The 20,507-nt window shown below is 73.9% G+C and carries 17 protein-coding genes; 12 read left to right on the top strand and 5 right to left on the bottom strand.

Annotated features, from left to right (window positions below; all coding sequences use genetic code 11):
- Positions 1-7: 7 nt before the first annotated feature.
- The 5 genes from AB0J53_RS23025 (at position 8) to AB0J53_RS23005 (ending at position 3,873) form a co-directional block, all read left to right on the top strand.
- Positions 8-772 carry a helix-turn-helix domain-containing protein gene (locus AB0J53_RS23025; protein WP_219503330.1) on the top strand — a complete coding sequence of 255 codons (765 nt, stop codon included), beginning with the start codon at positions 8-10 and terminating at the stop codon, positions 770-772.
- Between the two features lie 46 nt (positions 773-818).
- Complete coding sequence (gene rimO, locus AB0J53_RS23020; RefSeq protein ID WP_364175496.1) at positions 819-2,225, top strand: 30S ribosomal protein S12 methylthiotransferase RimO; 1,407 nt, start codon at positions 819-821, stop codon at positions 2,223-2,225.
- Positions 2,222-2,794 carry a CDP-diacylglycerol--glycerol-3-phosphate 3-phosphatidyltransferase gene (gene pgsA, locus AB0J53_RS23015; protein ID WP_219503325.1) on the top strand — a complete coding sequence of 191 codons (573 nt, stop codon included), beginning with the start codon at positions 2,222-2,224 and terminating at the stop codon, positions 2,792-2,794. The genes rimO and pgsA overlap by 4 nt, the downstream gene beginning before the upstream one ends.
- Positions 2,795-2,798: 4 nt before the next feature.
- On the top strand, positions 2,799-3,290 hold the full coding sequence (locus tag AB0J53_RS23010) for a nicotinamide-nucleotide amidohydrolase family protein (RefSeq protein WP_364175491.1): 492 nt from the start codon (positions 2,799-2,801) through the stop codon (positions 3,288-3,290).
- 226 nt (positions 3,291-3,516) lie between these two features.
- Positions 3,517-3,873 (top strand): helix-turn-helix transcriptional regulator, encoded by a 357-nt coding sequence (locus tag AB0J53_RS23005; RefSeq protein WP_219503598.1) that lies wholly within the window; start codon positions 3,517-3,519, stop codon positions 3,871-3,873.
- Here the strand turns inward: AB0J53_RS23005 and AB0J53_RS23000 are convergent.
- Entirely contained in the window at positions 3,870-4,649 is a 780-nt protein-coding gene (locus AB0J53_RS23000) for a DNA-formamidopyrimidine glycosylase family protein (RefSeq protein ID WP_364175488.1), read from the bottom strand. The genes AB0J53_RS23005 and AB0J53_RS23000 overlap by 4 nt on opposite strands.
- A gap of 9 nt (positions 4,650-4,658) precedes the next feature.
- Positions 4,659-5,258: a TetR/AcrR family transcriptional regulator gene (locus AB0J53_RS22995; protein WP_364175485.1), complete on the bottom strand. Its 600-nt coding sequence runs from the start codon at positions 5,256-5,258 to the stop codon at positions 4,659-4,661.
- 86 nt (positions 5,259-5,344) lie between these two features.
- Here AB0J53_RS22995 and AB0J53_RS22990 point away from each other — a divergent pair, with 86 nt between their 5' ends.
- Positions 5,345-6,898 carry an MFS transporter gene (locus tag AB0J53_RS22990; RefSeq protein WP_364175482.1) on the top strand — a complete coding sequence of 518 codons (1,554 nt, stop codon included), beginning with the start codon at positions 5,345-5,347 and terminating at the stop codon, positions 6,896-6,898.
- A 19-nt stretch (positions 6,899-6,917) separates the two neighbouring features.
- Here AB0J53_RS22990 and AB0J53_RS22985 read toward each other — a convergent pair whose 3' ends face one another.
- Entirely contained in the window at positions 6,918-7,367 is a 450-nt protein-coding gene (locus AB0J53_RS22985) for an Rrf2 family transcriptional regulator (RefSeq protein WP_219503311.1), read from the bottom strand.
- Between the two features lie 212 nt (positions 7,368-7,579).
- Here AB0J53_RS22985 and AB0J53_RS22980 point away from each other — a divergent pair, with 212 nt between their 5' ends.
- Positions 7,580-8,758: an ROK family transcriptional regulator gene (locus AB0J53_RS22980; protein WP_364175479.1), complete on the top strand. Its 1,179-nt coding sequence runs from the start codon at positions 7,580-7,582 to the stop codon at positions 8,756-8,758.
- Here AB0J53_RS22980 and AB0J53_RS22975 read toward each other — a convergent pair.
- Positions 8,748-10,466, bottom strand: coding sequence for a glycoside hydrolase family 3 N-terminal domain-containing protein (locus AB0J53_RS22975; RefSeq protein WP_364175476.1), 1,719 nt, complete (start codon positions 10,464-10,466; stop codon positions 8,748-8,750). The two genes, AB0J53_RS22980 and AB0J53_RS22975, sit on opposite strands and share 11 nt — an antisense overlap.
- Positions 10,467-10,628: 162 nt before the next feature.
- On the opposite strand from AB0J53_RS22975, the gene AB0J53_RS22970 reads away from it, so the two are divergent.
- Genes AB0J53_RS22970 through AB0J53_RS22950 form a run of 5 tightly spaced genes read left to right on the top strand, consistent with a single transcriptional unit; the run spans position 10,629 to position 19,061 of the window.
- Positions 10,629-14,795 carry an amino acid adenylation domain-containing protein gene (locus AB0J53_RS22970; RefSeq protein ID WP_364175473.1) on the top strand — a complete coding sequence of 1,389 codons (4,167 nt, stop codon included), beginning with the start codon at positions 10,629-10,631 and terminating at the stop codon, positions 14,793-14,795.
- Positions 14,788-16,098 (top strand): MFS transporter, encoded by a 1,311-nt coding sequence (locus AB0J53_RS22965; RefSeq protein ID WP_357585242.1) that lies wholly within the window; start codon positions 14,788-14,790, stop codon positions 16,096-16,098. Before AB0J53_RS22970 ends, AB0J53_RS22965 begins: the two co-directional genes overlap by 8 nt.
- Complete coding sequence (locus AB0J53_RS22960; protein ID WP_364175470.1) at positions 16,076-17,140, top strand: class I SAM-dependent methyltransferase; 1,065 nt, start codon at positions 16,076-16,078, stop codon at positions 17,138-17,140. The genes AB0J53_RS22965 and AB0J53_RS22960 overlap by 23 nt, the downstream gene beginning before the upstream one ends.
- The gene (locus tag AB0J53_RS22955) at positions 17,137-18,408 is read left to right on the top strand and encodes an NAD(P)/FAD-dependent oxidoreductase (protein WP_219503295.1); all 1,272 of its coding nucleotides are present in this window, start codon (positions 17,137-17,139) and stop codon (positions 18,406-18,408) included. Before AB0J53_RS22960 ends, AB0J53_RS22955 begins: the two co-directional genes overlap by 4 nt.
- Positions 18,408-19,061 (top strand): DUF6875 domain-containing protein, encoded by a 654-nt coding sequence (locus AB0J53_RS22950; protein ID WP_364175466.1) that lies wholly within the window; start codon positions 18,408-18,410, stop codon positions 19,059-19,061. Before AB0J53_RS22955 ends, AB0J53_RS22950 begins: the two co-directional genes overlap by 1 nt.
- Here the strand turns inward: AB0J53_RS22950 and AB0J53_RS22945 are convergent, their stop codons facing one another.
- The gene (locus tag AB0J53_RS22945) at positions 19,062-20,504 is read right to left on the bottom strand and encodes a glycoside hydrolase family 3 protein (RefSeq protein WP_219503290.1); all 1,443 of its coding nucleotides are present in this window, start codon (positions 20,502-20,504) and stop codon (positions 19,062-19,064) included.
- Between the last annotated feature and the right edge of the window lie 3 nt (positions 20,505-20,507).

Raw genomic sequence — 20,507 nt, 5'->3', positions numbered from 1 at the left:
GTTTGCGATGCAGGAACAGAGCACGGGTGCCATGTTGGCGGCCGCCAGGGAGGCGGCGGGCCTGACGGTCGCGCAGCTGAGCGCGAACACGCGCATCCGCGAAGTGATCATTCAGGCGATCGAACGGGACGACCCCGCGGAGAACGACTTCTACACCCGGGGGCACGTCAAGGCGATCGCCAAGGCGGTGGGCCTGGACCCGGAGGCGGTCGTCCACCTCTACGACCAGCAGCACGGCGGTGCGCCGCCGCCGGTCCGGGCCTCTGACGTCTTCCGGGCCGACCGCGGCGTCCGGCTGGGCGAGCGGCGCGGCCCGAGCTGGACGACCGCGCTGGGCGTGGCGCTGGCCGTGGTCGTGGTGTTCGGCGTGGTGCGGGTGATGGGCGGCGAGTCCGACCGGGTCCGCTCGGCCGGGGTCCAGCACGCCACGTCGGCGCCGAGCGTGCCGCCCAACCGGCCCTTCACCGAGGCGCCCGCCAGGCCGCCGCGCCAGGCGATGGCCATCGCCAAGGGCGACCTGGTCGTGGTCAAGGTCAAGGCCAAGCGCTCGTCCTACCTCAACGTGCACGACGCGCAGGGCCGCAAGCTCTTCTCCGGCACGCTCAAGGCGGGCGCGAGCTCGACCTGGCGGGCCGCCTCGAAGGTCAATCTGCTGCTGGCCGACGCGGGCGCGGTGTCACTGCAGGTCAACGGCAAGGAGCTGGGCCGGATCGGCGACCGGGGGGAGGTCGTGCGCCGCTCGTTCGGGCCTGGGAAGCCGCGAGCCAGGTAGCCCCTGCATCGGGTGGTGGCCAACTCCCGATACCGTAGTGTTCACCATGTCATCCCGCCGAACCGCATCGCTGATCACCCTGGGCTGCGCGCGCAACGAGGTCGACTCCGAGGAGCTCGCCGCGCGACTTGAGGCTGCCGGTTGGCAGCTCGGCGACGACGACCCCGATGTCGTCGTCGTCAACACGTGCGGCTTCATCGACTCGGCGAAGAAGGACTCCATCGACACACTGCTGGCCGCCGCGGACTCGGGGGCCAAAGTGGTCGCCGCGGGCTGCATGGCCGAGCGCTACGGCAACGAGCTCGCCGAGGCGCTGCCCGAGGCCAGTGCGGTCATCTCCTTCGACGACTACGCCGACATCGGTGGCCGCCTCGACGACGTCATCGCAGGCAGGCGGCTCGTTCCGCACTCGCCGCGCGACCGCCGCACCCTGTTGCCCATCTCACCCGTCGAGCGCGCCGGGTCCCGATCCTCCATCCCCGGCCACGGCGACCTGCCCTCCGGGGTGGCTCCCGCCAGCGGCCCCCGCGTGCTGCGCAAGCGGCTCGACGAGAGCCCGGTGGCCTCGCTCAAGCTCGCCTCCGGCTGCGACCGGCGCTGCACGTTCTGCGCCATCCCGGCCTTCCGGGGGGCGTACGTGTCCCGCGACCCCGAAGAGCTGGTGGCCGAGGCCGACTGGCTCGCCCATCGCGGCGTCCGCGAGCTCGTCCTCGTGAGCGAGAACTCCACCTCCTACGGCAAGGACCTCGGCGACCTGCGGGCGCTGGAGAAGCTGCTGCCGCGCCTGGCCGCGGTCGAGGGCGTCGACCGGGTGCGGGCGAGCTACCTGCAGCCGGCCGAGCTCCGGCCGGGGCTCATCGACGTGCTCGCCGGCACCGAGGGCGTCGCCGCCTACTTCGACCTGTCCTTCCAGCACGCCAGCGGGCCGGTGCTGCGCCGGATGCGCCGCTTCGGCGACCCCGAGCGCTTCCTCGGGCTGCTGGAGACGATCCGCGAGCGGGCCCCCGAGGCCGGTGTGCGCTCCAACTTCATCGTCGGCTTCCCCGGCGAGACGGAGGAGGAGTTCGGCGAGCTGGTCTCCTTCCTGGAGCAGGCCAGGCTCGACGTGATCGGCGTGTTCGGCTACTCCGACGAGGACGGCACCGAGGCGGCCGGCTTCGACGGCAAGCTCGACCAGGAGGTCATCGACGAGCGCGTGCGCGTGCTCACCGAGCTGGCCGAGGAGCTCACCTCCCAGCGGGCCGAGGAGCGCATCGGCACCGAGGTCGACGTGCTCATCGACGAGGACCTGGGCGACGGCGGCTATGAGGGACGGGCCGCCCACCAGGGGCCCGAGGTCGACGGTTCGGTCACGGTTCAGGGCATCGGTCTGGTCAAGGGGCAGATCGTCCGCGCGGTCGTGGTCGACGCCGAGGGCGTCGATCTCATCGCGCGGATCAAGGCCGGTCCATGACCAGGGACGAGCGCCGCGTGGTGAGCCCGTGGAACATCGCCAACGTCCTCACGGTCCTCCGGTTGGCGCTCGTCCCCTTTTTTGTGGTGTGTCTCTTCGTGCCGGGCACGGGCTGGCGGCTGGCCGCGCTGGCCGTGTTCGCGGTGGCCTCGCTCACCGACCATCTCGACGGTGAGCTGGCCCGGCGATACGGGCTCATCACCGACTTCGGCAAGATCGCCGATCCGATCGCGGACAAGGCGCTGACCGGCGCTGCGCTGGTCTGCCTGTCGATCCTGGGCGAGCTGCCGTGGTGGGTGACGATCCTGATCCTGGGCCGCGAGCTCGGCATCACGCTGCTCAGGCTGCTGCTGATCCGGCACGCGGTGATCCCGGCCAGCTATGGCGGCAAGGTCAAGACGGTCCTGCAGATCGCCGCGATCGTCCTGTACATCCTGCCGGGCGTGCCCGACCCGCTGCGCTGGGCGGTGATGGGCGCCGCCCTGGTCGTCACCGTGGGCACCGGCGCCGATTACGTGATCAGGGCGGTCAAGCTGCGCAAGGTGGCCAGGCAGGCACGCGGGGAGTGAGAGCATGGCGGACGTCGCCGAGGTCGTGGCGGAGCTGGTGCGGCAGGGGGCCACGCTGGCGGTGGCCGAGTCGCTGACCGGCGGGCTCATCGGGGCGGCGGTCACGTCCGTCCCGGGGGCGTCGCGGGTGTTCAGGGGCGGGGTGATCTCGTACGCGACCGAGCTGAAGCAGGAGCTGCTGGGGGTGCCGGCGGAGCTGCTGCGGCGGGAGGGCGCGGTGCATCCGGACGTGGCGGCGGCGATGGCGGCCGGGGCGGCCCGGGTGTGCGGGGCCCGCTACGGGCTGGCGGTGACCGGGGTGGCCGGGCCCGAGCCGCAGGACCGGCAGCCGGTCGGCACGGTCCACGTCGCGGTCAGCGGCCCCGACGGTGAAGTGTGGGGGCGCCGGTTGAGCCTTTCGGGGGAGCGGGCGCGTATCAGAGAGGGGACGGTGGACGAGGCCATCGATCTTCTGGCAAGTGTGCTGAGGGCCAATAAAGGGGAACATTCCGGATGATTACCGTGTTACGTCCCGAGCGAACATGCGAGGCACGGTCTGACGCGGTGTCGGTTGATACGGGTACGGTGGAGCTGTGAGTGATGAGCCACGAGCGGCGGCCCAGGGGCGGAGACGCCCGATGATGACGGCGAGGAGTATGTACGAAGCGAAGAAGAACAATGGGCGGCACGATCCGATCGCGCGGGGCGTGGTGAAGACATCCACGCCGGGGAGGGAGCGACAGATGATTCTGCTGCGTCAGCTGCTCGGTGATGTGCTGAGGCGGCTGCGCGTGCGGCAGGGACGCACACTTCGCGAGGTTTCCACGCTGGCGCGTGTCTCGCTCGGCTATCTGTCCGAGGTCGAGCGTGGCCAGAAAGAGGCATCCTCCGAGCTGCTCGCGTCCATCTGCGGGGCACTGGGAGTGCCGTTGTCGCAGGTGCTGCGTGAGGTTTCCGACCAGTTCGCGCTGGCGGAGCTCCAGGCTGCCCCTGTGCTCGCCGAAGCCCCCGAGCACGAGCGCATCCCCCTTGCCGATTCGGTCCCCGGGTCGATCTCCGATTCCGTCTTCCCCGAAGTCAAGGACATGGTGGCGGCCTAGCCCGGCTGGCAGCCGCCGCACCACAGGATCAGCCGCTCCTGTGACTGCGCCCCCATCTCCCCGCGGCTGATGCGGGTGCCGCATCGACGACAGGGCCTGCCCGCCCTGCCGTAGACCCAGGTCTGGTTCGCCGGACGGCGGTCACCTGTGGTCACCGTGCCCGCATGGAGTTTGTTCGCGTCGAGCAGCCGCCGCGCGAGCGTGACGACCCCCTCCAGATCCTCGACGTCCCCGACCCGGCGCCACGGCCAGATGCCGCGCAGGAAGAGCGTCTCGGCCCGATAGATGGTGCCGATGCCCGCGAGGTTGCGCTGGTCCAGCAGCGCCTCGCCGATGGTCGCGTCCGGGGTGCGGCGCAGCCGCCGCACGGCCTCGGCCGGATCCCAGTCGTCGCCCAGCAGGTCGGGCCCCAGATGGCCCACCACCCGGCTCTCCTCCGCCGTCTTCAGCAGGTCCACCATCCCCAGCCGCACGCCCACGGCCTGCCACCGGCTGTTGGCCAGCACCAGCCGCACCTGGTCGCCGCCCGCGACCCGCCGGCCCGCGGGCGCGATCTGCCAGCTTCCGTCCATCCGCAGGTGGGTGTGGACCGTCAGGCCGCCCTCCACCCGGGTCAGCAGGTGCTTGCCGCGCGAGACGGTCTCCAGCACCGTCCGGCCCGTCAGGTCGGCGGTGGCGTGGCGGGGCACCCGGAAGTCGGAGCGGGTCAGCACCTGCCCGTCGAGCGCTCCCCGCAGCCGCGCGGCCGTGCGGTAGACGGCATCTCCTTCCGGCATGCCCCCAGTCTAGTCCTTGGGATGATCTTGGACGGCTTCGGCGACCCACCCGTCCACCAGGCCGACGAGCTGGTCGAGCGCCTGCTCCACGCGCTCCCGCTCGCCCGTCGTGAGCAGGTCGGCCTGCAGTCCCGCGTAGGCGGCGTTGGCCAGCGTCGAGATGCGCACGGCGTCGGCCTCCGGCACGCCGCGCTCGCGCAGCAGGCCCGTCACGAACTCCGACCGGTCCGCCAGCAGCCTCGGCACCTGCCCCGCCAGCCGGCCGCCCGCCGCCAGGCCCTCGATCTCGTGGACCAGGCGGGCGATCGGCAGGTTCTCCTCGCGCAGCTGCCAGTCCCAGGTGGCGCGGATGATCGTGCCCACGCTGTCGGCCCCGGTCCGGCCGGGCTGGGCGCGCAGCCAGGCGCGGTGGCGCTCGTCCAGGCGTTCCATCGTGGCCGACAGCAGGGCCTCCTTGTCGGCGAAGTGGTGGGTGAGCACCCGCGTGGTCTTGCCCAGGTGCTCGGCCAGCGGGCGCATGGACAGCGTGGACAGGCCGTGGCCCGCCAGGTAGTCCACGATCTGGTCGAGCAGCTCGGCGCGGCGGGCCGGGTCGGCGGTCCTGGCCATCGGCGAATCCCCTTTGACGGCGATGGGGTGACGACTGTTACCTTATCTTGGGTAACGACTGTTACCTTTATTGAGGGGGTCTCCTCGTGTTCCGTGCGCCCGGGTGGCTGCTCGCGCTGACGTTCACCGCGTTCGCGTTCGCCACCGACGACTACGTGATCGCCGGCGTGCTGCCCGCCATCTCCGGCGGGCTCGGCGTCAGCGAGGCGGCGGGCGGGCAGCTCGTCACCGCGTTCTCGCTCGCCTTCGCGCTCACCGCGCCGGTCGCCTCCGTGGTCACCGCCTCCTGGCCGCGGCGGCGGCTCATCACCGGGGCGCTGCTGCTGTTCGTCGCCGCCAACTGGGCGTCCGCGCTGGTCAGCAGCTATCCCGTGCTCATGGGGCTGCGCGTGCTCGCCGCCGTGGCCGCCGCCGCCGTCGTGCCCGCCGCGTACGCCATCGCCGCCTCCCTCGCGCCCGAAGGCCACCAAGGGCGCTATCTGGCACTGGTCATGGGCGGGCTCACCGGGTCCCTCGTGCTCGGCGTGCCCATCGGCACCTGGGTGGGCGGGGCGTTCGGGTGGCAGGCCACATTCGTCCTCGGCGGGCTGCTCGGGCTTGCCTCCCTCGTCGCCGTCCACCGCACCCTCCCCGACGTACGCGACCTCGTACCGGCAGAAACCCACCCGACCACCGAACCCGAGCCCAAAACCCCGACCGGTCCGGACCCCGGGCCCGCCCCGGGCGATGCGACCGCCGTGGGCGACGCGACCGTCCCGGACCCCGCAGCCTCCGCGTCCGCGCCCGCGTCCGCCTTGGCGTCTGCAGGCGCCGCTGGTGCCGCGCTGGTGTCCGGGGACGCGTCCGAGTCCGGGGACGCGCCCCCTTTTGGGCCCGCGCCTGTGCCCGCCTCCGCCTCCGCCTCCGCCTCGGCATCGGCTCCCGCCTTGGGGGGCGCGTCCGCCTCCGGCTCTCCGTCCGGGTCGGCCGCTGCCCTCGCGTCTGCGGGTGTGCGGGATTCTGGGTCTGAGGGTGCGGAGGCGCCTGCGGGTGTGCGGGGTTCTTGGGGAGGGGTGTGGGGGCGGGTGCGGGCGTTGGGGCGGCCGCGGGTGCTGCTCGGGTTGCTGGGGATGGTGGCGATCGTGACCGGCAGCATGATGCTGCTGACCTACCTTGCGCCGTTCCTGCGGGATCTGGCCGGGGCGGGGCCCAGGGAGCTGGGGTGGGTGTTCGCGCTGGCGGGGGTGGCGGGGCTGGCCGGGGGGATGCTCGGCGGGCGGGCGGCAGACCGGTGGGGGCCGGAGCGGGCGCTGCTGGCGGGGATCGGCGGGTTCGCGGCGGTGATGGCGGTGTTCGTGGGGAGCTGGTTCCTGCGGCCGGTGCCACTGCTGTGGCTGCTGCCGGTGCTGCTGGTGTGGGCGGGCCTGTCGTGGTGGATCCCGCCGCCCGCGCAGACGCGCCTGCTCGCCCTGGCGGGCACGGCGGGCCCGCAGGCGCTGGCGCTGAACAGCAGTGCCGTCTACGTCGGCGTGTCGGCCGGTGGCGCGCTCGGCGGCCTGGTCCTGGAGACGTACGGCAGCGGCGTGCTGCCGGTTGTGGCCGCCGTCGTCGAGCTGGCCGCGCTGGCGCTGTTCTGGGCGGCCGCCAGGCTGGGCCGCTGACGGGGTGCCGCCGGGCGGGTCAGTCCCAGGCGGCGGGGTCGGAGGCGAGCTGGCGGACGCGGTCGGGCAGCGCCCCGGTGGCGACCTGCTCCAGCGTGACCTCCTCCAGGATGGCCCGCTCGGTGGCGCGCAGGGCGATCCACACCTGCTGGAGGGATTCGGCGGGCCCCCGGTAGCCGACGTGCTCCGGGCGTTCGCCGCGAACGTTGGCGAGCGGGCCGTCGACGGCCCTGATGACGTCGGCCAGGGAGATCTCGGCGGCGGGCCGGGCCAGGACGTAGCCGCCCTCGGGGCCGCGCTGACCACGGACGAGACCGGCGCGGCGCATCTGCAGCAGGATGTTCTCCAGGTACTTGGGCGGCATGTCCTGCTCCTTGGCGAGCTCGCCCACTGTGGTCGGGCCGGCACCGGCAGCGGCGAGTTCGGCGGCGGCGCGGAGGGCGTAGTCGACACGAGCGGAAAGGCGCATGTTCTCGATTATCCCTCCTGGTCAACACTGGTTCGCCGCAAGGTCGCCGAAAACCGGCAGTCGGACGTATCCGGGCGAGCCGGACATGCCTAGTGGCATAGGGGAGCGCGGGAGCGGGGAATGAGATCCAAGACCGCTCCTGACCACTGGAGAGGAGTGGTGAGAGCGCTAAACTTCCAGCAACCCTTTTCTATGTGACGGTGGGATTAAGCGTGGAGCGACGGCCTGGTGTGCCCAGACTTCTTCGGGAGATCAACGATCGGGCCGCGCTTGAGCTCTTGCTGGCCACCGGTCCGATGACCCGTGGCCAGATCGGCGAGCTGACCGGGCTGTCCAAGGTGACCGCCTCGCAGACGCTCGCCAGGCTGGAGGAGCGCGGGCTGGTCGAGGTGGTCGGCACCCAGGGCGGCGGGCGCGGCCCCAACGCGGCCCTCTACTCCGTGATCCCCTCCAGCGCGTACGTGGCCGGGCTGGAGATCGGCCCCGAGCTGATCTCCGCGGCCATCGCCGACATCAACGGCCGCACGGTCGCGCAGGCCGCCGTCGACCCCAACGGGCACGACGACCCGGTCGCCGCCGTGCACGAGGCCGTGATGAAGGCGTGCCGCAGCGCCAAGGTGAGCGTCGCCAAGCTGCGCGGCGTGGTCATCGGCACCCCGGGCGTGGTCGACCCGCGCAGCGGCGACGTGCGGTTCTCCTTCGACCTGCCCGGCTGGCACGAGGGCATCCACGAGGCGCTCGCGGGCGACCTCAAGCGCGAGGTGACGATCGAGAACGACGTCAACCTCGCCGCCATCGCCGAGCGTTCCGACGGCGCGGCCAAGGGGCTCGACGACTTCGTGCTGCTGTGGTCCAGCCGGGGGCTCGGCATGGCGGTCATGCTCGGCGGCAAGCTCCACCGGGGCCGCTCGGGCAGCGCGGGCGAGATCGGCTACCTGCCCGTGCCCGGCGTGCCGCTGCCCGAGGACATCCGCACCTCGCCGGGCAGGCTCCCGTCGCTGGCCGGCGGCCTGCAGTCGCTCGTCAGCGCCGAGGCGGTGACCGAGCTCGCGCGCAGCCACGGCTTCGATGCCGCCAACGCCGGCGAGTGCGTCGAGGTCGCCATCGCGGCGGGCACCGAGGGCGAGCCGCTGCTCGACGAGATCGCCCACCGGCTCGCGCTGGGCGTGGCGGCCGTGTGCGTGATCCTCGACCCGGGGCTCGTCGTCCTCGGTGGCGAGGTCGGCCACGCGGGCGGGCGCACGCTCACCTCCCGGGTGGAGGAGGCGGTCGCCAGGATCTGCCCGGTGCGGCCCCAGGTGGCCACCAGCACGGTCGAGGGCAACCAGGTGTTGCGCGGCGCCGTCCTGGCGGCCCTCGATCAGGCCCGCGAGGAGCTGTTCACGTCCTGATCAGGTGCGCGATGGCGGTGGCCGCCGCCTCGCTGCACGGGTTGGTCGCGCCGTGGGTGGCGATGTGGACGGCGCCGGGGCGTTCGTGGCCCGGGGTGCCCAGTTCGACGACGACGCTGCCCGGGCGGCGGGCGAGGATGGCGTCCACCGTCGCGGTCACCCAGGTGTGGCGGTAGGCGGTGCGGATGACGACCACCAGGAGGCGGTCCTCGGCCGCGTCCACCGCCTTGGCCAGGTCTTCGGGCTCCGGGTCGGCCAGGCGGGCGCTCGTCGTGCCGGGGAAGAGGCGGGTCAGCGGGGTGACCAGGCCCCACGGGGTGGCGCGGTCCACGGCGAGGTTGACGGGGGAGTCGAGCTCGACCACGTGGGGCGGGCCGTCGCCGGTGGGGCGCTCGTGCACGGTCACCCGCAGCGCGCGGCGGGCGGCGAGCAGGGCCGCGTTGCGCGGGGCGGACTCGGGGTAGCCCACGGCCAGCGGGAGCGCGGCGGGGAGGTGCGGCGTGACCGGCGGCTGCGGAGAGGAGGCGCCGGCGGCCGTAGGGGCGTCGGCGGGCTCGACCGGCGCTCCCGGGCCGGCGGGCGCTGCGGAGGGCTGGACGGTGGACTCCGGGGCGCTGGGCGCTGTGAGGGGCGTCTGGGGGCTCGTGAGCGGGGGCGGGGTGAGGTGGACCGCTTGGGCGTGCGGGCGCATCGGGAGGTGCGTGGCCGTCCAGTGGGTGAGGGCGCGGACGCGGGCGGCGGCCTCGGCCAGGCGCTCCTCGGGCAGGGTGCCGTCGGCGACGGCGGCCATGATGGCGTTGCGCAGCAGCCCGACGACGCCGGGCGTGGCGTTCTCGCCGCCGACGCAGATGGCGTCGGCCCCGGCCGCGAGGGCACGGACGGTGGCGCCGCCGAGGCCGTACGGGGCGGAGACGGCGGGCATCTCGATGCCGTCGGTCACGATGAGCCCGTCGAAGCCGAGCTCCTCGCGCAGCAGCTGGACCATGAGGCGGCGGCTGGTGGTGGCGGGCTCGGACTCGTCGTACGCGCGGACGAGCAGGTGGCCGGTCATGACGGCGCGCACCCCGGCGGCGATGGCGGCGCGGTAGGGGAGCAGGGCGGTGGCGGCGAGCTCCTCGCGGGAGAGGCGGACCACGGGCAGGGCGTCGTGGGAGTCGACGGAGGTGGCGCCGTGGCCGGGGAAGTGCTTGGCGCAGGCCGCGACGCCCGCTGACTGGAGGCCGGTCACCCAGGCGGTGGTGTGGCGGGCGACGAGCTCGGGGTCGGAGCCGAAGGCGCGGGTGCCGACGACGGGGTTGTCCTCGACGTCGATGTCGACGACGGGCGCGTAGTTGAGGCTGATGCCGGCGGCGGCGAGGTCGTGGCCGATGCCCTGGGCGACGGCGCGGGTGAGCGCGGGGTCGCCGGCGGCGCCGAGGGCGAGGTTGCCGGGGCGGGAGCTGCCGGTGAAGGCCTCCAGCCGGGTGACGTCGCCGCCTTCCTCGTCGAGGGCGATGACCACTTCCGGATTCTCTGCCCGAATTGCGGCGGTTAGGTCACGTATTTGACTGCTTGTCACGAGGTTGCGCGAGTACAGGGCGATGCCGCCGAGCCCCGTCGAGAGGCGTTTGCGCACCCAGTCCGGCAGGGTCGTGCCCTTGAACCCCGGCTGCAGCACGGTGTCGGCGAGCCCGGCCAGTACGGGACTCCTGACGATCGACGCGCCCATCGTGCCTCCCCTTGCGCCCGGCTCGGATCTTCGCCGGGTGGTCCTTGTCTGTGGTCGCCCCATGTGTATAGCATCAACCCCAGTCAATAAATAGGAAACTTTCCTAAGAGTTATTGAGTCAAACCTCCCAGTCAGACATCCGCGGTTAGGGGACTCGTCACCATGCAGCTGGCAGGCCGTGCCGCGGTCATGTCGAGGGGCCAGGAACGCCTGTGGTTCCTCGACCGGCTCTCCGGCGGCGACGCCTCGTACAACATCGCCGTCGCCGAGAGGCTCACGGGCGAGCTGGACGTGGCGGCGCTGGAGCGGGCGCTCACCGAGCTGACCGCCAGGCACGAGGCGCTGCGCACCGTCTTCCCCGAGGTGGACGGCGTGCCGACGGCCGTCGTACGCCCCTGCGAGCCGGTCGTCGCCGAGCGCGTCGAGGCCGCCGGGGAGAGCCTGCCCGGGCTGCTGGCCGAGCGCTCCAACCGGCCCTTCGACCTGGCCGCCGGGCCGCTGTTCCGGGTGAGCCTGCTGCGCGCCGGGCCGCGCGAGCACGTGCTGCTGATGGTGCTGCACCACATCGTGAGCGACGCCTGGTCGCTGGAGCGCATCCTGTACCCGGAGCTGTCGGCGCTCTACGCCGCGTTCGCCGCGGGCCTGCCCGCGCCGCCGCTGGAGCCGGCCGTGCCCTATTCGGAGTACGCCCGCCGCCAGCGCGAACAGGACCACGGCGCCCACCTGGAGTTCTGGCGCACCGAGCTGGCCGGGGTCCCGGCCCTGGAGCTGCCCGCCGACCGGCCCAGGCCCGCCACCCCGAGCGGCCACGGCGACCTGGTCATCCAGCGGATGCCGGTCGAGCTGTGGACCCGGGTGCGGGAGCTGGCCAGGGCGCAGCGGTGCACGCCGTTCATCGTGCTGATGGCCGCCTACCAGGCGATGCTGTCGCGGCACTCGGGCCAGGACGACTTCTGCGTGGCCACGGCCGTCGCCGGGCGCGACGAGGAGGAGTTCGAGCGGGTCTTCGGGCTGTTCATCAACACGCTGGCCGTCCGCGCCGACCTCGGCGGCGACCCGACCGTGCAGGAGCTGATCAAGCGGACGCGGCGCCGCCTGCTGAAGTCGTTCACGCACGCCGCGGTGCCGTTCGACGAGGTGGTGTCCGAGCTGCGACCGTCCCGGGGGCAGGCGCCGCTCGTCCAGACGCTGCTCAACCTGGACAACCCCGGCGAAGGGCTGAAGGAGGGCCCCGATCCGCTGCACCTGGCCGGGCTGGAGCGCACGCCGGTCGTGTCGGGGCTGGCCCCGGCCAAGTTCGACCTGGCCGTGGACGTGGTGGTGTTCGAGGAGCACTTGCAGTTCATGCTCACCTACAGCACCGACCTGTTCGAGCGCCCCACCGTGGAGCGGATGGGCGGGCACCTGCGGCGGCTGCTGGAGGAGATGACGGCGCGGCCCGAGGCCCGGCTGTCCGAGCTGCGCATGCTGCCGCCGGAGGAGCTGGCGCTGGTGCTGCCCGACCGGCTGGACGGGCTGATCGCCCGGCAGGTCGCCAGGACGCCCGCCGCCCCCGCCGTCGTCACGCCCGGCGGCGTCCTCACCTACGGCGAGCTGGCCGCACGCGCCCTCGTGCTGGCCGGTGAGCTGCGCGAGGCCGGGGTGCGGGCGGGCAACCTGGTCGCGGTCCGGCTCAAGGCGGGGCCCGACGCCATGGTGGCCGTGCTCGCCGTGCTGATGTGCGAGGCCGCGTACGTGCCCGTGGACCCCGCGCAGCCGGAGCACCGCACGCGCGCCATGCTGGCGGGCTGCGCGGCGGTGATCGGCGAGGACGGCGTGGCGCCGGTCCCGGGCGAGGTGCACGAGCCCGTCCCCGGGGACGTCCTGGACGTCACCGGCGGGGGCGCGGGCGAGCTGGTGTCCGGGCGGGTCACCGCCGACGGCGCCGCGTACGTGATCTACACGTCCGGCTCGACGGGGACGCCGAAAGGGGTGGTCGTCAGCCACCGCAGCGCCGCCCGGCTGGCCGTCTCGTTCCGCGACGCGCACGGGTTCGGGCCGGGGCAGCGGGTGCTGATGGTGCCGCCGCTGAGCTTCGACGCCTCGGTGGGCGACATCTTCCCGGCGCTGATCAGCGGGGCCGCGCTGGTGCTGCACCCCGACCCGGTCTCGCTCAGCGGGCCCGAGCTGATGCGCCTGTGCTCCGAGCTGGGCATCACCATGGTCGACACGGCCTCGGCGCTGTGGCAGCAGTGGGTGGAGGACCTGGCGGAGGCCGGGCCGGTCGACCCCGGGCCGCTGACGACGATGATGGTCGGCGGCGAGAGCGTCCCCCTCGAACGGCTGCGCACCTGGGCCCGGCTCACCGGCGGCAAGGTCGCCTTCTACAACCACTACGGCCCCACCGAGGCCACCGTCTGCGCGACCGTATGCCGCACCGTCGACGGCGGCGAGCTGGGGGAGCGCACGCACCTGCCGATCGGCGTCCCGCTGCCCCACGTGCGCGCGTACGTGCTGGACCGGCACGGCAGGCCCGCGCCCGCGGGCGTGCCCGGCGAGCTGCACCTGGGCGGCGAGTGCGTCGCCGAGGGCTACCTGGGGCGGCCCGACCTGACCGCCGAGCGCTTCCGCGACGACCCGTTCCTGCCGGGCGGCCGCATGTACGCGACCGGCGACCTGGTGCGGATGCGCGCAGACGGGACGCTGGACTTCCTCGGCCGCACCGACAGGCAGCTCAAGGTCAACGGGGTGCGGATCGAGCCCGGCGAGGTGGAGGCCGCCTGCCTGGCCCACCCGGCCGTCAGGGAGGCCGTGGTCACCGCCGTGGGCGGGCGGCTGGTCGCCTACCTGACCGGCGAACCGGTCGATCTGGCCGGGCTGCGCGGCTTCCTGGCGGGCCGGCTGCCGTCGTCGATGATCCCGGCGGCCGTGGTCACGCTGGACGCGCTGCCGCTGACGCCGCACGGCAAGGTCGACTTCCGGGCGCTGCCCGAGCCCGCCGCCGCGGCGACGCCGTACGAGAGCCCGCGCACCGGAACCGAGCGCGTGGTCGCGGCGGTGTGGGAGGAGATCCTCGGGGTGCGGGCCGGACGCCGCGACGGCTTCTTCGAGCTGGGCGGCCACTCGCTGCTCACGCCCCGGGCGGTGGCCAGGCTGGCGGAGGAGACCGGGGTCCGGGTGTCGCTGCCGGTCTTCTTCGCCTGCGCCGACCTGGCCGAGCTCGCCGCCGCCCTCGACGGGCACGCCCCGGAGGGGCCGCCCGACCTGCACGCCGAGGCGACGCTGCCGGCGGACTTCACGGTGGCGCCGGGCGGCGGCCGGGGCGAGCCGCGCCGGGTGCTGCTCACCGGGGCGACCGGGTTCCTCGGCGCGCACCTGCTCGCCGACCTGCTCAGGCACTCCGACGCCACCGTGCTCTGCCTCGTCAGGGGTGATCAGCCGCAGGAGCGGGTGCGGCGCAACCTCGCCGCGCACGGGCTGTGGCGCGACGACTTCGCCGGCCGCATCGCCTGCGAGCCAGGGGACCTCGCCGGGCCGCTGCCCGACGTCGACTGCGACCTGATCGTGCACAGCGGCGGGCAGGTCGACTTCACCCGCGCGTACCGCGCGCTCAAGGCCGCCAACGTGGACGGCACGCTCGCCCTGCTCAGGCTCGCCGCCCGCCGCGGCACGCCCGTGCACCTGATCTCGACGCTCGGCGTCCACCTGACCCCGGGCGAGCGGGTGGTGCGCGAGGGCGACCCGCTGCCCGACCCCGCCGGCCTGCACCTCGGCTACGACCAGAGCAAGTGGGTGGGCGACCGGCTCGCCACGGCGGCCCGCGAGGCCGGGCTGCCCGTGACCGTGCACCGCCCGGCGCGCATCTCCGGCGACAGCCGCACCGGGGCCGGACCCTCCGACGACTTCCTGCGCCGCCTGGTCGCCACCTGCGCGCTGCTCGGCACGGTCCCCGACGGCGAGGAGCTCGACCTGGCCCCCGTCGACCACGTCGCCGCCGCCATCGGGCACCTGGCCAGGACCGGCGCCACCGGCGACTTCCACTACCGCAACCCGCGCACGCTCGGCGCCGCCGACCTGGCGGCCGGCCTGGCCGCGCACGGCGTCCCGGTGCGGCTCGCGCCCGCCGCCGAGTGGCGCGCCGAGGTGCGGCGCAGGCTCGACGGCGGCGAGAGCCTGCCGCTCGCGCCCTTCCCCGCGTTCTTCGCCGAGTACGGCGACGACAGCACCGGCCCCACATTCGACTGCACGGCGACCGAGCGGCTGCTGGCCGAGGCGGGGCTCGTCTGCCCGCCCGCCGCCGACCTGCTCGGCGTGTACCTGCCCCACCTGATCGGAGACCGCGATGCCTAGGACGTTCCTGGCCATCTGGTCGTCCCAGCTCCTGTCGATCATCACCTCCAGCGTCACCGGGTTCGTCCTGGGCGTGTGGGTGTTCCAGAAGACCGGCTCGGCGACCCAGTTCGTCACCATCACGCTCTGCGCGGTGCTGCCCGAGGTGCTGTTCGCGCCGCTCGCCGGGTCGCTGGCCGACCGGTGGGACCGGCGGCGGATGATGCTGGCCGCCGACCTGGGGGCCGCGCTGGCCACCGGCGCGCTGGCCCTGCTGCTGACCACGGGCGAGCTCCAGGTGTGGCACATCTACGTGGTCACCGCCGTGAGCGCCGTCTTCGGCACCGCCCAGATGGCCGCCTACCACTCGATGCTGCCCAGCCTGGTGCCCAAGGAGCAGCTCGGCCGGGCCAACGGCCTCATGCAGGTGGCCGACGCCGTCCGCGTCGCCGCGCCGCTGCTCGCCGGGGCGCTGCTCGTCGGCGTCGGCCTCACCGGGGTCGTGGTGATCGACCTGGTGACGTTCCTGGCCTCGCGGATCGTGCTCCACCTGGTGCCGCTGCCGCGCGAGGCGACCCGGCCGGGGGAGGGGCGGCCCGCCGAGCCGTGGCTGCGCGACCTGGCCTTCGGGCTGCGCCACCTGCGGACCCGGCGCGGGCTCGGCTGGCTGGTCGGGCTGCTTGCCGCCTACAACCTGTTCTTCGGCATGGCCGGGGTGCTGGTGCAGCCGCTCATCCTGTCGTTCGGGTCGGCGGCGCTGCTCGGCGCGCTCATGGCCGCGGGCGGCGCGGGCCTGTTCGTCGGCGGGCTGGTGCTGAGCGCGTGGGGCGGGCCCAAGCGGCGGGTGCGCGGGCTGCTCGCCTTCGTCGCCGCCGGCGGCGTGCTGCTCATGCTGCACAGCCTGAGCCCGTCGGCGCTGCTCATCGGCCTGGTCGCGCCCGCGTTCCTGTTCACGATCCCGTTCGTGCAGGGCACCGGCATCACGCTGATCCAGCTCAAGACCGCACCGGCCGAGCTGGGCCGGGTGCTCGGCGCCGTCCGCATGCTCACCCAGGCCGCGACCGTGCTCACCTACCTGGCGGCCGGGCCGCTCGCCGACCAGGTGTTCGAGCCGATGCTCGCGCCGGGCGGCGCGCTGGCCGGCAGCCTCGGCCAGCTCATCGGCACCGGGCCCGGCCGCGGCATCGCCACGATCTTCCTGCTCACCGGGGCCGCGCTGGTCGTGCTGGCGCCCCTGGCCTACCTCCAGCCGCGCCTTCGCCGGGTGGAGACGGAACTGCCCGACGCTGAGGAGTCATCCGATGCCGCTCTATCTCGATCCTGAAGAGTTACGCATATTTCGTGACCTGAACCAAGCGCCCGGAGGGTTCATCGACCTCGTGGGCGCGATGGCGTTCCGCGCGGCGGGAACCGCGCAACGGCTCGGCGTCTTCGACGCGCTCGCCGCCGGAGCGCGCACCCCGGCGGAGCTCGCCACGAAGCTGGACGTCGCCGAGGGGCCGCTCACCGTGCTCCTCGACGCGCTCGCCGGCTTCGGGTACGTGCTCCGCGACGACGACGGTTACGCCCTGGGCCCGGCCGCCGACCCCTGGCTGGCGAACGGGCCACGCGACTGGTTCGCGCCGACGCTGGCACTGTGGCACGAGCTGATCGGCGAGTTGTGGACCGGCCTGGAGGAGTCGGTGCGCACCGGCCGGCCGCCCGAGCCGTACTACGCCTGGCTGGAACGCCGGCCCGGCACGTTGCGCACCTTCCAGGGGATGCTGGCCGGGATGGCGCGGGGCCTGGCCCCGGCCGTCGTCGCGGCGGTGCCCGGCCCGTACGGGAAGCTGCTGGACGTCGGCGGCGGCCACGCGATCTACAGCGCCGCCTTCTGCGAGGCCGCGCCCGGGACGACCGCGACCGTCGTGGACCTGCCCGGAGCCCTGGACGAGGGGCGGGCGCGGGTCGAGGAGGCCGGGCTGGCCGGGCGGATCACGCTCGTGCCCGGCGACCTGACCGTGCCCGCCGACTCCGCCGCGCTCGACAGCGCGTACGACACGGTCCTGCTGTTCAACGTCGTGCACGGGCTCGACCCGGACGGCGCCGCCGGCCTGGTCGACAGGGCGGCGCGGGCGCTGCGGCCCGGCGGGCGGCTGCTCGTGCTGGAGCCGTACAGCGACCCGCCCGCCGGCACGCAGGGCCACACGGCCGCCTTCCTCGGCGGCTTCAGCCTCAACCTGGCCGCCACCCAGGGCGGACGCCTCTACACGTTCGCCGAGGTGGCCGGCTGGGCCGAGGCGGCCGGGCTGGGCGGGATCGAGCGGCTCCCGCTCGATGCCCCCGGCTCTGACGAACTGCTCGTGGCAAGACAGGAGACGGTGTGAAGATCCTCATCGCGGGCGCCGGTCCCGCCGGCAGCCTGCTGGCCTGCTACCTGGCCAGGCGCGGCCACCGCGTCGCCGTCTACGAGCGCCGCGACGACCCCAGGCTGCGCGACGACGAGGAAGGCCGCTCGATCAACCTGGGCCTGTCCGCCCGGGGCGTGCGCGCGCTCACCGACGTCGGGCTCATGCACGAGATCTGGCCGAGCACCGTGCCCATGCGCGGACGCGCGGTGCACGCCCCCGACGGCGCCGTCACCTTCCACCCGTACGGCAGGCGCGAGGAGGAGATCCTGCACTCCGTGCGCCGCCGCGACCTCGTCGTCAGCCTCATCGGCCACGCCGAGGCACAGGGCGTCGCCTTCCACTTCGGCCACCGCGTCGTCGACCTCGACAAGGAGGCGCCCACGCTGACCGTCGAGCACGAGGACGGCCGGAGCACCGTCGAGGCCGACGCCGTGGTGGGCGCCGACGGCGCGTTCTCCGCGGTACGCACGCTGATGCACCGGGGCACGCGCGCCGACCTGCACCAGGAGTTCCTGCCCTGGGGCTACAAGGAGCTGACGATCCCCAAGGTGCCCGAGCACCACGAGGCGCTGCACGTGTGGCCCGGCGGCGACGACGGGCTCATCGTCACCCACCCCAACCTCGACGGCTCGATGACGGCCACGCTGTTCCTGCCGTTCGAGCGGTTCGAGGAGATCGACGACCCGGAGGCGTTCTTCGCCGAACGCTTCCCCGACGCGCTCGCGCTCATGCCGGACCTGGCCAAGGAGTACGCCGACCGGCCCGTGGGCCACCTAGTCTCGATCCGCACCACGCCCTGGCACGACGGCGGCAAGGTCGTCCTCATCGGCGACGCCGCACACGCCGTCTACCCGTTCTACGGGCAGGGCATGAACTCCTCCCTCGAGGACTGCACGGTCCTCGACCGATGCCTCGGACTCGGCGATACGCGTGCGGCCTTCGCCGAGTTCGAGCGGACCCGCCGGCCGCACACCGACGTCCTGGACGAGCTGTCCAGGCAGAACTTCGTCGAGCTGCGCGACCGGGTCCGCTCGCCGCTGCACCTGGCCCGCAAGCGCGCCGACCTGGTGCTCTCGGGCCTCTTCCCGGACCGCTGGGTCCCGCTCTACACGATGATCTCCCACACCACCACCCCGTACGCCGACGCGCTGGCCCGTGCCAGGCGCCAGGACGCCCTGCTGCGCTGGTCCGCCCTGGGAGCCGCCGGGCTCGCCGCGTTGTTGCTCGCCAGGAAGGTTCGCTGATGCTCACGGATCCCACCGATCCCTCCCGCGTGCTCATCGAGGTGAGCGATCTCGACGGCGGCCACGAACTGGTGCGGCGGTACGCGGAGCCGCTCGGCCACATCGTGACGTGGGCGCGCGCGTATCTGTGCCGGCCGCACCCGGAGCTCGGCAGGAAGGGACCGGTCTGCCCGTACGCGCAGACCTCGCTCGACCGCGGCACCTTCTACCTGGCCGTCTGCCCCGGGGAGCCGGACGCGGCGCAGGTCGCCGAGGTGCTCGACGGCTACCGCTCGTGGTTCCAGCGGCTGGTCGCCCCTGAGGGGGTCTCGCCGCAGTTCCGCACCATCCTGGTGCTGCTGCCGGACCTGCCCGTCGATCGCGCCCCTGCGGTGATCGACGCGGCCCAGCTCGCGCTCAAGACCCGGTACGTGGAGGCCGGGCTGATGGTCGGCGAGTTCTACCCCGGCCCGCCGCCCAAGCACGGCCTGTGGAACCCGGACTTTCTGCCGCTGGGCGCCCCGGTCCCGTTGCTGGCCGTCCGGCACATGGTGGCCTCCGACTTCCCGTTCCTCAAGGACGACCCCGCGCACGCGGCGGCCTACCTGGAACGGTTCGGCGAGCGGCCGCCCGCCCCGCTGAGGGAGGCGGTGGCGGCCGCCCGCCAGGGCTGATCAGGCGGTCAGCAGCTCCATCGCGGCCTGGGCGTTCGCCCGGGCCGCGCCGTATGTGGCGATGTAGGCGGCGCTGCCGGGACGCCACACGGGCAGCCCCATCTCGATCACGATGGTGTCGGGCCGGCCCGTGACCAGCGCGGACACCAGGGTCCGGCTCTCGGCGTAGCGGTGCGCGTCCTTGACGACGACGAGCAGCGAACGCCCCCCGGCGCGCTTGAGCAGCTCGTCGGGGCAGGCGTCGGCGGGCTTGACCCGGACGACCTCGGCGTGCGGCAGCCACGGCGACACCCCCCACGGCACGTCGCCCACGGCGATCGTCGGCGGCGTGTCCACCTCGACGACCAGCGGCACGTCCGACAGCGGCGCCGGCGCCCCGTCGAGCCGGACCGCGCGGCGGGCGGCGTCCAGGCCGACCCGGGTCAGCTCGGGCAGCGAGCCGGAGCTGTGGCCGGCCCAGGCGCGCAGCGCGGCCACGCGGGCGGCGGACCGCTCCAGCCCCTCCACGGACAGCACCCCGTCGGCGACGGCGTCCATGATCGCCGCGATGATCTTCTGGATCTCGTCGTAGCCCGGCTTGGGGCCCAGGCAGAGCAGGTCCGTCCCGGCCGCCAGCGAGGCGACGGCGCCACCGGCCAGCCCCACGCTGTCGGTGATCGCCTGCATGTCGAGCGCGTCGGTGACGACGACGCCGTCGTAGCCGAGTTCGCCCCGCAGCAGCCCGGTCAGCGCGGCCGGTGACATGGTGGCGGGCGTCTCACCGGTCAGCGCCGGGACCGCCACGTGCGCCGTCATGATCGACTTGGTGCCGGCCTGGACGGCCGCCAGGAACGGCGCCAGCTCCCTGGCCCGCAGCACCTCCAGCGGCACGTCCACGACCGGGATCGCCAGGTGCGAGTCGACCGTGGTGGCCCCGTGGCCCGGGAAGTGCTTGACGCAGGCGGCCACGCCCGTCGCCTGCAGCCCCTCGACCGCGGCCACCGTGTGCCGGGCCACCAGGTCCGGGTCCGAGCCGAACGCCCGGGTGCCGATCACCGGGTTGTCCTCGGCCGTGTTCACGTCGGCGTCCGGCGCCATGTCGAGGTTGATGCCCGCCGCGGCCAGCTCCGAGCCGATCGCCCGGTAGACCTGGCGGGTCAGGTCCACGTCGTCCACCGCGCCGAGGGCCGCGTTGCCGGGATACGGGCTGCCGACGTGGTAGGCGAGCCTCGTGACGTCGCCGCCCTCCTCGTCGAGGGAGATGACCGGCTCACCGGCGGCACGCAGCGCGGCGGTCAGCTCGCCGAGCTGGGCCGGGTCGCCGACGTTGAACCCGAAGAGTGTCACGCCGCCGAGCCCGCCCTCGAGCTCCCTCAGCACCCAGGCGGGCGCGCTCAGCCCGTCGAACGCGACGAGCAGCGTGCCCGCCGCGAGGCGGCGTAGCCCCCGATCACTCTGGCTCATGAA

Source organism: Nonomuraea sp. NPDC049725, assembly GCF_040674795.1.
Classification (GTDB): domain Bacteria; phylum Actinomycetota; class Actinomycetes; order Streptosporangiales; family Streptosporangiaceae; genus Nonomuraea; species Nonomuraea ceibae.
Note: the sequence above shows the minus strand (reverse complement) of the source record. Positions and strands in the feature narration are given on the sequence as shown.